We start from the raw sequence: 9,742 nt of genomic DNA, 5'->3' as shown, positions 1-9,742 counted from the left end.
AGATGTGTATAAGAGACAGGTGGTCAGCACCGTGATGGCGCTGTTCGTGCTGGCAGTGCTGCGGCGCGTCGAGGCGCGCATCGCCGCCAGGCACGAGCACAAGGTCATTGCTTCCGACGCCAAGCCGTAGCGGCGTTTCAATTGCCGCCGGACACCTCGATGAACGAACCGCTGGTGTAGCCGGCCTCATCCGAGAACAGCCACATCACGGCGCCCGCGACTTCTTCGACCGTGCCGCCGCGACGCAGCGGAATCGCGCCCTTCAGGCGGTCGACGCGGCCGGGTTCGCCGCCGCTGGCGTGCATGTCGGTGTAGATGGTGCCGGGACGTACGCCGTTGACGCGGATGCCTTCAGGCGCGACTTCCTTGGACAGGCCGATGGTCATCGTGTCCATGGCGCCCTTGGAGGCGGCGTAGTCCACATACTCGTTGGGCGAGCCCAGCCGGGCGGCCACGGACGAGACGTTGACGATGGCGCCGCCCTGGCCGCCATGGCGCGTCGACATGCGGCGCACTGCCTCGCGGGCGCACAGGAAGGCGCCAACCACATTGGTGGACAGCACGCGCAGCAGGCGGTCGGCGCTCATCTGGTCCACGCGCATCTGCTGCTCCAGGATGCCGGCGTTGTTGACCAGCGCGTCGATGCGGCCCAGCTGCTGGTCCAGTTCGCCGTACATGCGCAGCACCTGGTCCTCTTGCGAGACGTCGGCCTGCAGCGCGACGGCGCGGCCGCCGCCCCGCACGATTTCCTCGACCACCGCGCGCGCGGCGTCGGCGTTGGAATGGTAGTTGACGCCTACCGCGTAGCCGCGGCGGGCAGCCAGCCTGGCGACGGCGGCGCCGATGCCGCGGCCGCCGCCGGTGACGAGCATGATCTTTGACATGGCTTGCTCCTGATGGGATTACACCTTAGCAGATGGCGGCGGGCTCAGATCCAGACGTCGTTGGGAGCGCTGCGCTCGCCGCCCCGGTCGCCGGTGTTGCGCACGCCGCGCAGCTCGATCAGCAGCATTTTGACTTCCTCGGGCGCACAGGGCTTGTGCTCCACGCCCTTGGGGACCACGGCCATTTCGCCAGGGCCCAGGTCGATGTGGCCGTCGCGCAGCTGGATGCGCAGACGGCCCTCGATGACGATGAAGGTCTCGTCGGTGTCGGCATGGCTGTGCCACACGAATTCGCCCTGTATTTTCACCAGCTTGAACTGGTAGTCGTTCATCTCGGCGACGACTTTGGGCATCCAGTGTTCGGAGATCAGCGCCAGTTTGTCGGCGAAGTTGATGGTGCGGATTTCGGGCATGGGGAGGACTGTCGCATAGGGTTGAGCAAACCCCAGCATAGAAGGCTGCGCCGACGCCGTCTTGTACGATCGAGCAGCTTTGCGCGAATCCGCGTTCAGCGGCGCAGCATGCGCCGCCAGCGGTCGGGCGCCATGCCGTAGGTCTGGACGTGGCGGCGCGTCAGGTGGCTCTGGTCGGTGAAGCCCGACGCGGCGGCCGCTTGCGCCAGCGGCATGCCCGCGGCGATCAGGCGCCGGGCCTGGTCCAGGCGGCGCAGCATTACGTAGCGGTAGGGGCTGGTGCCGAACAGCGCGCGGAAGTCGCGCGACAGGCTCCAGCGGTCCGTGCCCGCGGCCGCTGACAGCTGTTCCAGGGTGATGGACCGTTCGAGCGAGGCGTGGATGTATTGGCGGGCGCGCTCGGCCGCGGCGTAGTCGGCGCTGCGGCGGCCGGGCTTGCCGCCAGCCGCGGCGCACAGGGCATGGCTCAGCTCGTACAGCGCGTCGTCTTCCTGCAGCGGGTCGATCGGATCATGCGTGTCCTGCAGCAGGCTGGCGCTGGCGGCGTACAGGCGTGGATCGGCCGAGATGCCGCCCGGGATGAATGGCAGCGGCCGTCCGCCCAGGATCTGCTGGATGAGCGCCGGCTCGACGTAGATCATGCGGTAGTGGAAACCGGCTTCGGTGCCGGCCTGGCCGTCGTGGACTTCGTCGGGATGCAGCACGATGGTGCCGCCGGGCAGGCTGTGCCGCAGCCCGCGGCGGTAGTGGAAGCTCTGCACGCCTGACAGCGTGCGGCCGATGGCGTAGGTGTCGTGGCGGTGCATGCCGTAGCCTGGACCGCCGAAATAGGCTTCGATGCGCTCCAGCTGGCCCGAGGGCGCGGCTCGCAATATCCAGTCTTGTTTCAATCCGCCTCCCGCAGCAGCCTCAACCCCACCAGAGGATAGCGCGTTTCCTGCGTGTTCCAGTTGCGGTAGGAGGCGCGCGTGTACAACGCCCAGGTATGCCAGGAGCCGCCGCGCCGTACGCGCACGTTGCCGCTGGCGGGGCCTTGCGGGTCGTCCACGGGTGAATGCGCGTAGTAGTCCTCGCCATACCAGTCCGAGACCCATTCCCAGGCGTTGCCGTGCATGTCGTACAGGCCGAAGGCATTGGGCGCATAGCTGGCGACCGGGGCGGTGAAGGCGTTGCCGTCGGCGCGGGCGGAGGCATGCGCCTGCCATTTGGGCCAGAGCGGCGCGGCGTCGGCGTCGAAGCCGTTGCCGACGTCGGGCATGGCGGCGGGATCGTCGCCGTTCTGGTAGCGGGTGCGCGCGCCGGCGCGGCAGGCGTATTCCCATTCGGCTTCGGTGGGCAGGCGGTAGACCTTGCCTTCGGTCTGGGTCAGCCAGCGGGCCAGCGCCGTGGCGTCGTTCCAGCTGATGTTGACCACGGGATGGTCATCGCCTTGCGCGAAGCCTGGATTGCGCCAGGAATAGCGGCGGTCGCGGCCTTCGAAAGCGTCGCCGCGCTCGGATTTTTCGGGGTCGTACTGCGGGTTGTAGCCATAGCCGCCGGTGCCGTCGGCCTCCGACTCCGGCACGTAGCCGGACGCCTCGATGAAGCGGCGGAACTGGCCCACGGTGACTTCCGTGCGTTCCAGGTAGAACGGACGGGTGATGCGCACCGTATGCACCGGCGCTTCATCGAACAGCTGGGCGTAGCGGTCCGGCGGGTAAAGCGGATAGTCGCGCGCCAGCACCTCGGGCGTCTCGTCGCTGCCCATCTGGAAGCTGCCGGCCGGCACGCGGACAAAGGTCATGCCCAGCGAATTTTCGATCAGGGCGGGCGGTTCATCCGACCAGGAAGGCGCCGATACGAGGGTGCAGAGCAAAGCCAGGGCGGTGCGTGTGCGCATGGGAATCCGGTAGGCGGAGCATGAGGGGTGCGCAATAGTAGAGCCGCCGCTTGCGCCCGGCCAGACGCGGGGAACCCTCATGCCGCGCTCAGCCGGCGCGGCGGATGGTGAAGTTGATGCGCTGGCTGCCCAGCCGCGGATGCGGCAGGTCCTTGATGGGCATGATGCCGTGGTAGCGCAGCCGGTCGACCCCGCCCCACACGACCACGTCGCCATGGAACAGCGGCGTGCGGCTGGCCTTGTCCGCGCGCTGGTCGCCGCCGAAGAGAAACATGGCGGGCATGCCCAGCGATACGGAGACGATGGGCGCGCCGTAGTCGCGTTCGTTCCTGTCCTGGTGCAGCGACAGCCGCGAGCCTGGCTCGTAGCGGTTGACCAGGCAGGCGTCTGGCTCGAAGCCGGGAAAGCCGGCTTCGGCCGCGGCGGCCTGCGCCAGCTGCATGAAGGCCTGGGGCATGGCGGGCCAGGGCTGGCCGGAGAGCGGATCGATGCGCGCATAGCGGTAGCCGCGCGCATCGCTGGTCCAGCCCAGCTGTCCGCAATTGGTCAGCGCCACCGACATGGTGTAGCCGCCGGGGGTTTCCATGTGCCGGAAGGGCGCCTGCGCGGTCACGGCATCGACTCCCGCGAGGAGCGCGTCCACCAACGGCAGGGCAAAACCGCGCAGCACCACGGATTGCGGGCCGAGCGCGACGCGTCCGCCTTGCGCGGCGCCGTCGTCGCCGTCCTCCCCAAACAGGTTCAGGTTGGTAGCCATGCCGGCCTACAGCAGCGGTTCCAGCGGCAGCAGCGACACGAACCAGACCGACAGGCGTTGCCACACGGTCGTGCCGGGCTCCGTGTCGTGGCGGATGGTGTCGCCGTTGCGCTGTTCCAGCCAATAGAGCTGGCCCTTGTCGTCCAGGCAGACGCGGTAGGCGGCTTTGGGGATGTCCTTGTCGAAGGCGTCGGCGATGTGGCGCGCCAGCGTGGGGCTGTCTATGACGAAGCCCAGCTCGGTGTTGAGCTTGGCCGAGCGCGGGTCGAAGTTGAAGGAGCCGACGAAGATGCGCCTGCCGTCGACGGCGAAGGTCTTGGCGTGCAGGCTCGAGCCCGAGCTGCCGAAGGGGCCCATGCTCTTGTTGCGCTCGACTTCGGCGCCCATGCGCTTCATTTCGTAAAGTTCCACGCCGCTGGCCAGCAGATCCTTGCGGCGCTTGGCGTAGCCGGAATGCACCACGGCGACGTCCGTGGCTTCGAGCGCATTGGTGAGGACCTTGACCTTGACGCCGCTGCGCGCCATCTGTCCGAAGGACTCGGTGCCGACGGCGGTAGGCACGAAATAGGGCGACACCAGTTCGAGATCGGTGGTGGGGGTGCCGATGATTTCATGCAGCTGATGCGGCAGCATTGCCTCGGGCGGCGCGGTGCCCAGCGTCTTGCGCGGATCGTCGCTGACCATGCGCGTGTCGGCCCATTCCAGCGTCAGCTCGCCGCGCAGCAGCTGCTGGATGAAGGGCAGCTTGCGCATGGCGTCGGCATAGGCGGCGGCTTCGGGAGAGCGCTCGACCCGGGCGGCGGCCTGTTCCAGTTCGTCCAGTTCGCCGGGGTCGGTTTTCTTAAGCAGCCGGTCGACCGGGTAGGCCGAGTCGCTGGCCCAGTAGCGGTCGAAATCCGTCGACACGTCGTTGACCGCGGCGCCGATGGCCAGCACGTCCAGGTCGGTGAAGAGCACGCCGCTGGCCGCGCCGAAGTACTCGTCGCCGACGTTGCGCCCGCCGATGATGGTGGCCTGGTTGTCGGCGGTGAAGGACTTGTTGTGCATGCGGCGGTTCAGGCGGCTGAAGTCCGTCACGTAGCCCAGGGGCTTGGGCCAGCGCAGCACGAAGGGGTTGTACAGCCGCACTTCGATGTTGGGATGCGCGTCCAGGGCGGACAGCTCCTCGTCCAACCCCGAGGTGCCGTTGTCGTCCAGCAGCAGCCGCACCCGCACGCCGCGGTCGGCGGCTTCGTGCAGGGCCTCCAGCAGCATGGTGCCCGTCATGTCCTTGTGCCAGATGTAGTACTGCACATCCAGGCTGCGTTCGGCGGCGCGCGCCAGCAGCATGCGGGCGGCGAAGGCGTCATAGGCGTCGGGCAGCGGGTGGATGCCGGACTTGCCCGGGTGCTGGGCAGCAAGCGGCGCGATGGCCCGGCCCAGCGGGGTGTCCTGCGATGCCTCCGGCGTCAGCGCATGGGATTCGCTGCGGTTATCCAGCGGCGGCAAGCCGCAGCCGCTCAGCAGGCTCAGGCAAAGGGCAGTCATCATCAAGGGTTTGGCCAGGTACATGACCCGTATTGTGCCGAAATCGCGGCGCGGGCCGGTTCCGGCAGCCACCTTTCTCTGGGAAGCTTGACGATTTTCCGTATTTGAGAGAAATTCTCTTATATGGAAAACAACATCACTGCCGAGGCCGATCTGGACGGCCGCATCGCCGCCCGGCTCAAGGCGTTGCGCCAGGAGCGCAACTGGTCGCTGGACGAGCTGGCCGCCCGCGCCGGTCTCAGCCGCGCCACCCTGTCCCGCCTGGAAAACGCCGAAGTCAGCCCGACCGCCAGCGCGCTGGGCAAGTTGTGCGCGGCCTATGGCCTGACCATGTCGCGCCTGATGCTGATGGTCGAGGATGACTTCGTGCCGCTGGTGCCGCAGCAGGCGCAGGCCGTGTGGGTGGACGGCAGCGCGGGATTCCGCCGCCGCTCGGTGTCCCCGCCCGCGCAGCAATTGGCGGGCGAGGTGCTGGCGTGCGAGCTGGAGCCTGGTACGCGCATCGCCTACGAGCGGTCGCCCCGGCCAGGGCTTGAACACCACCTGCTGATGCTGGACGGCGAGCTGGCCATCACCGTCGATGGGCAGGCGCACCGCCTTTCCCAGGGCGACTGCCTGCGCTACCAGCTATTCGGCGCGAGCGAATTTTCAACCCCGCCGCATTGCGGCGCCCGTTATCTGCTCTTCATCGTCTGAGCCTGCCATGTCCCATCCGAATCCTGAATTGATCCTGCTGTCAGCGGATGCCGCCGACGCTCTCGTGCCCGAGCTGGGCGAACTGCTGCGCGCCTGCGTGCAGGGTGGCGCCAGCGTCAGCTTCGTGCTGCCGTATTCGTCGGACGACGCGCAGGCGTTCTGGCGAGCCAAGGTGCTGCCGGCGGTCGCCGGCGGCAAGTCGGCGCTGTGGGTGGCGCGACAGGACGGACGCGTCGCGGGATCGGTGCAGCTGGATTGGGACACGCCGCCCAATCAGCCGCACCGCGCCGAGGTGCGCAAGCTGCTGGTGCATCCGGACTTCCGCCGCCGCGGCCTGGCCCGCGCCTTGCTGGCCGAAGCGGAAGCCATGGCGCGGCGCCAGGGACGCAGCCTGATCACGCTGGACACGCGCACGGGCGATAGCGCCGAGCCGCTGTACGCGTCGCAGGGCTATCAGACCGTGGGAGTGATACCGGGATTCAGCCGCGATCCGCATGATGCCGCCAAGCTCGACGGCACCACCATCATGTACAAGCAGCTGTAGCGGACGCTGCCGCCGCGGGCGGCAGCGGCAGGGCTTTAGCCCAGGGGCTTGATGCCCACGCTGTAAGGCGGGGCATTGCCGCGCGCCGGGGCCTTGATCTTCAGCATCGAGCCGCCGGGGGTGAATTCGAATTCCTGGTACGGAACCTCGAACCACTGGTGAAAGCTGGTGCGCGAGAATTCCGGCACCCAGACCTTGGCGCGCTTGGGATCGCAGTGGAACTCGACCAGCGTGCGGTCTATGCCCAGCGGGCGGGTATTGCCGATGCGGTAGCTGACTTTGAGTTCGGCGCGCTCGGTCGAGCCGGGGCGCCAGGCCAGGCCGACGGATTCCATGAATTTTTCGATCGCCTCGATACCGCGATGCATGACTGACTCCGAATGCGGGCGGGCACGTGGCCCGGAAAAACTGTGCCGTTCCCCGCGGCGCCGCAGGAAACACCCGAATTATCCGTCATTCCAGCTGCGGGCGCTTCCAGGCTTGCATGCCGTCAATCGGCGCCATTGAACAAAGCAAATGGACGGCGCGCGGCCAGGCCCGCACCATGACACCCATGTCCTCTATAAGACCTGCGCGGCCCGCGCCGGTCCGGACGCGAAATCCTAGGAGTCATCATGGCAAATTTCATACTGGCATTGGTCAACGCGGAACTCTCTCTCTTCGGCGTCGAGACGCCTGGCGCGGCGCAGGAACCGTCAGCAGCGCCGCAGGCGGCAAACGCGCCCGCATTCGACAGCGAGCACTACCGCAGCGCGCTGGGCTGAGCGCCAGCGGAACACACCGTTGCAGGAATAGGCAGGATTCACGCAAGAACGAGCCTGTACGCGCAGGCTCGCGATTCTTACCATCTCTTCCAGGGTCGAGACGGCGTGTCCATTGCGGATGCGCTGGCTCCACCACGCTGCCGGGCGCATTGCCGGCAGCACACGCAAGGGAAGGGAATCGCATGAATACCGAAAAAATCTGGTTGGTGACGGACGCATCCGCGGGGCTGGGCCTGGTCCTGGTGAAGATGCTGCTGGACTTGGGCCACAAGGTCGCGGCGACCTCGCAGGACGGCGATGCGCTGCTGGACGCGGTGGGCGCCAAGCTGGAGGGGCAGTTCCTGCCCCTGACGGTGGACCTGGCCGACGAGCGCAAGGTGCAGCGCGCGGTGGATGCCACGGTGGCCGCCTTCGGCGGCCTGGACGTGGTGGTGAACAACGCGGGCCATGGCCTGCGCGGCGCGCTGGATAGCCTGCCGGACGAGGACCTGAGAGGCACCTTCGACATCAATGTGTTTGCCACGCTGAACGTGATCCGCGCGGTCCTGCCGCGCATGCGCGCGCAGCGCAGCGGGCACGTCTTCAACATCTCGTCGATCCTGGGCTTCGATGGCGGCAGGGCCGATTGGGGCGCCTATAGCGCCGCCAAGTTCGCCGTCAGCGGCCTGACCGAAGCCCTGGCCGCCGAGGCCGCGCCATTCGGCATCCGGGTGTCGCTGGTTTACCCGGGCGCGTTGCGCACGGCGGACGGCGAGCAAGCGCCCGAACTCGCGGCGCGCAATGCGCAGGCGCGCGATGCGGACGGCGATCCGGCCAAGATGGCGCGCACGCTGATCAATGCGGCGCAGGCGCAATATGCGCCCCTGCACCTGTTCCTGGGGCGCGACGCCTTCGACCAGGCGCGCGCCAAGATCCAGTCGGTGCAGCAGGAACTGGCGCGCTGGCGCGAGATGTCCGTGTCCATCGGCTTCGTGGACGAAAGGCGGATGGCCGCCTGACGCTCCGGCTGAGAGCCGGGCTCAGGCCGTCCAGCCCTGCACCGCCTGGTAGGCGCCCAACAGCGCCAGGCTCACCATGAAGCAGCGTTTGAAGGCCTGCGCCGACATCCTGCCGCGCAGCCATGTGCCCAGCGCCATGCCGGCCAGCGCCGGCAGCAACATCAGCAGGGACGCGCCGGCGGCTTCGGGCGTGTAGCCGCCGGTGACGCCCAGGCCGATCGCCAACGCCACGGTGGACACCGTGAACGAGATGCCCATGGCCTGGATCAAGCCGTCCTTGCCCAGGTTCAGGGCTTGCAGATAAGGCACCGCGGGGATGACGAACACGCCGGTCGCCGCGGTGATGACCCCGGTAATGGCGCCGACCGATACGCCCACCAGCCCTTGATGGCGCTGCGGCGCCCTGGGCGGCGAGCCGAACAGGCCCCAGGCGGCATAGGCCACCAGGGCCAGCCCCAGGCACACGCTGGCCCAGTGTCCCGAAGGCGGACCCAGCCACAACGCGCCGCCTATCGTGCCCGCGCAGACGCCGGCCTGCATCGCGCCAATGCGGCGCAGCACCTGGGGCAGCGTGACCCAAGGCCGGGCCTGCCAGAGGTTGGTGATGAGGGACGGCACGATCAGCAATGCCGCGGCCTGGGCGGGAGCCATGACCAGCGCCAGCATGGCCATGGAGATGGTGGGCAGTCCCAGCCCCACGACGCCCTTGACCACGCCGGCCAGGATGAACACCGATACGGTGATGGCAAGCAGCACGGGCGTGCCGCCGGGAAACAGGTCCAGGAGGTTCATGCGGGCTCGCAGCGGACGGTGAGGCCGTCGCGCGGACGGCCGAACAGGGCGTAGGCGACGTCGTCCGCGCCCTTGCCGTCCTGGCGGGCGGCGCGCAGCAGCCACCGCCGTCCCTCGCACAGGTCGGCGCGCAGGGACTCACCGTAGAGCGTCGGGCCGCCCAGCAGGGCGATGCCCAGCATGCGCTGCGCGGGCGCGTGGCCGTCGCTGGCGGCCGCGCGCAGCCACTGCGTCATGGCGGCATAGTCGCCCTGGGTCTGGGCTTCCAGCGCCAGCGCGTATTTCTGCGCTGGCGTGGTGTGAGGGTCCAGGCTGGCGGCTACGGCCAAACCTGAGCCTTGCAGGCTCAGGGCCAGCAGGGCAAGAGCGGGCCAATGGACCCGGGGGCGCCGCGATATGATGGTTTTCATGGAATTTCCCTGGATTGGAAGGGCGGGAGTTCATTGTCATCCGCAGCGCCTTGGATCTTGCATCGGGATCTCGCGTAG

At 68.1% G+C, this 9,742-nt stretch carries 13 protein-coding genes; 4 read left to right on the top strand and 9 right to left on the bottom strand.

The window, feature by feature from the left end:
• Positions 1–137: 137 nt before the first annotated feature.
• The 6 genes from DXK93_RS21805 to DXK93_RS21780 form a co-directional block, all read right to left on the bottom strand.
• Positions 138–884, bottom strand: coding sequence for an SDR family oxidoreductase (locus tag DXK93_RS21805; protein ID WP_054451682.1), 747 nt, complete (start codon positions 882–884; stop codon positions 138–140).
• A gap of 44 nt (positions 885–928) precedes the next feature.
• Positions 929–1,396 (bottom strand): cupin domain-containing protein, encoded by a 468-nt coding sequence (locus tag DXK93_RS21800; protein WP_370127318.1) that lies wholly within the window; start codon positions 1,394–1,396, stop codon positions 929–931.
• Entirely contained in the window at positions 1,393–2,187 is a 795-nt protein-coding gene (locus tag DXK93_RS21795) for an AraC family transcriptional regulator (protein ID WP_119451084.1), read from the bottom strand. The genes DXK93_RS21800 and DXK93_RS21795 overlap by 4 nt, the downstream gene beginning before the upstream one ends.
• Complete coding sequence (locus DXK93_RS21790) at positions 2,184–3,176, bottom strand: formylglycine-generating enzyme family protein (protein ID WP_119451083.1); 993 nt, start codon at positions 3,174–3,176, stop codon at positions 2,184–2,186. The genes DXK93_RS21795 and DXK93_RS21790 overlap by 4 nt, the downstream gene beginning before the upstream one ends.
• Before the next feature lie 88 nt (positions 3,177–3,264).
• Complete coding sequence (gene alkB, locus DXK93_RS21785; protein WP_119451082.1) at positions 3,265–3,933, bottom strand: DNA oxidative demethylase AlkB; 669 nt, start codon at positions 3,931–3,933, stop codon at positions 3,265–3,267.
• Between the two features lie 6 nt (positions 3,934–3,939).
• Positions 3,940–5,484, bottom strand: coding sequence for a phospholipase D family protein (locus DXK93_RS21780; protein WP_119451081.1), 1,545 nt, complete (start codon positions 5,482–5,484; stop codon positions 3,940–3,942).
• A gap of 99 nt (positions 5,485–5,583) precedes the next feature.
• Here DXK93_RS21780 and DXK93_RS21775 point away from each other — a divergent pair, with 99 nt between their 5' ends.
• Positions 5,584–6,156: a helix-turn-helix domain-containing protein gene (locus DXK93_RS21775; protein ID WP_054451678.1), complete on the top strand. Its 573-nt coding sequence runs from the start codon at positions 5,584–5,586 to the stop codon at positions 6,154–6,156.
• Between the two features lie 7 nt (positions 6,157–6,163).
• Positions 6,164–6,700: a GNAT family N-acetyltransferase gene (locus tag DXK93_RS21770; RefSeq protein ID WP_054451677.1), complete on the top strand. Its 537-nt coding sequence runs from the start codon at positions 6,164–6,166 to the stop codon at positions 6,698–6,700.
• 35 nt (positions 6,701–6,735) lie between these two features.
• Here DXK93_RS21770 and DXK93_RS21765 read toward each other — a convergent pair whose 3' ends face one another.
• Positions 6,736–7,068, bottom strand: coding sequence for a hypothetical protein (locus tag DXK93_RS21765; RefSeq protein WP_054451676.1), 333 nt, complete (start codon positions 7,066–7,068; stop codon positions 6,736–6,738).
• 246 nt (positions 7,069–7,314) lie between these two features.
• On the opposite strand from DXK93_RS21765, the gene DXK93_RS32170 reads away from it, so the two are divergent.
• On the top strand, positions 7,315–7,464 hold the full coding sequence (locus tag DXK93_RS32170; RefSeq protein ID WP_166738488.1) for a hypothetical protein: 150 nt from the start codon (positions 7,315–7,317) through the stop codon (positions 7,462–7,464).
• A 182-nt stretch (positions 7,465–7,646) separates the two neighbouring features.
• Complete coding sequence (locus DXK93_RS21760; protein ID WP_119451080.1) at positions 7,647–8,462, top strand: SDR family NAD(P)-dependent oxidoreductase; 816 nt, start codon at positions 7,647–7,649, stop codon at positions 8,460–8,462.
• 21 nt (positions 8,463–8,483) lie between these two features.
• Here DXK93_RS21760 and DXK93_RS21755 read toward each other — a convergent pair whose 3' ends face one another.
• Together DXK93_RS21755 and DXK93_RS21750 are read right to left on the bottom strand one after the other, a co-directional pair.
• Complete coding sequence (locus DXK93_RS21755) at positions 8,484–9,254, bottom strand: sulfite exporter TauE/SafE family protein (protein ID WP_119451079.1); 771 nt, start codon at positions 9,252–9,254, stop codon at positions 8,484–8,486.
• A complete protein-coding gene (locus DXK93_RS21750) occupies positions 9,251–9,664 on the bottom strand; it encodes a sel1 repeat family protein (RefSeq protein WP_054451673.1) in 414 nt (137 codons plus the stop codon). The genes DXK93_RS21755 and DXK93_RS21750 overlap by 4 nt, the downstream gene beginning before the upstream one ends.
• Between the last annotated feature and the right edge of the window lie 78 nt (positions 9,665–9,742).

The organism is Achromobacter sp. K91, assembly GCF_003576205.1.
In the GTDB taxonomy this organism is placed as follows: domain Bacteria; phylum Pseudomonadota; class Gammaproteobacteria; order Burkholderiales; family Burkholderiaceae_B; genus Achromobacter; species Achromobacter aegrifaciens.
This window is presented reverse-complemented; position numbering and strand designations above follow the sequence as displayed.